1 pseudogene is annotated in these 1185 nt (G+C 51.0%); it reads right to left on the reverse strand.

The window, feature by feature from the left end:
• Window positions 1–1185, reverse strand: a pseudogene (locus A3751_RS18295) (bifunctional prephenate dehydrogenase/3-phosphoshikimate 1-carboxyvinyltransferase); the annotation flags it as partial.

Consider the following 1185-nt stretch of genomic DNA (forward strand, 5'->3'; position numbering starts at 1 on the left):
CAATGAAAAGCACTGGAAACTCATCGATCGCCAAAGGAACCTGATCTTCTGGTATTTGGATACCCTTCAACTGGGCATGTTTGATGCGAATATCTCCAACCGGTTCACCACCAACCGTTTTCTGGTTGCTGATAGTAATGTCTCCACCCATGGCGCGGAGTATATTCACCACACCAATACGCGTGGGATTTAAACCAACATGTTCAAGCGTTAAATCCGATCCTGGGGTAATTGACGCAGCTACCATAAAGAAGGCCGCTGAAGAAATATCTGCAGGTACATCAATCTTGCCTCCCTGCATGGAGCCGCCGCCGGTCAATTTTGCCGTCGCGCCATCACGCTCCACCTTATATCCAAAACCATTGAGCATACGCTCTGTATGGTCCCGCGTGGGCGCGGGTTCGGTCACGCTGGTCTCGCCGTCGGCGTACATACCCGCCAACAACAAACAAGACTTAACCTGAGCACTTGCCATAGGCATATCATAGTGCATACCCTTTAACCGCTGAGCGCCTTTAATTTTCATTGGTGGGCGCCCACCCTCAGCCGTCTCAATCATTGCACCCATCAGTCTCAAAGGACCTGCGACGCGCTCCATCGGGCGCTTAGAGAGGGACTCATCCCCAGTTAATTCTGTATCGAAGGACTGGCCAGAAAGAAGTCCGGCAAATAAACGCATGCCCGTACCGGAGTTACCAAGATAGATTGGTCCGGGAGGCTGCTGCAGCCCATTCAACCCCACGCCGTGTATTTTTACGCGCCCGTTATGGGGCCCCTCTATCACGACCCCCATATCCCTGAATGCCTGAAGCGTCGCGAGACTATCTTCACCCTCTAGAAAGCCTTCAACCTCGGTAACGCCCTCTGCAAGGGCACCTAGCATAATTGATCTATGCGAGATCGACTTGTCGCCCGCCACACGAATCGAACCGGACAAAGACTGACCAGAACCTGCTTTGAAAATCACATTGTTAGTATTCATAACGTTTAAATAAGACTGCCCTGATAAGACTTTAGAAAAATGTTCCCGTGCCGCACGAGCACGTGTAAAGACGCCTAGCATAGTTTGACTATCGCCTGCCGCTACTGCATTGCGCAAGACCGCAAGATCATTGCTAAAACGATCTAATACATCCAGCGTCGCTCCCTGGTTGGCAATAAAAATATCTCGCCACATCACCGGAT

Source organism: Oleiphilus sp. HI0080 (genome assembly GCF_001635135.1).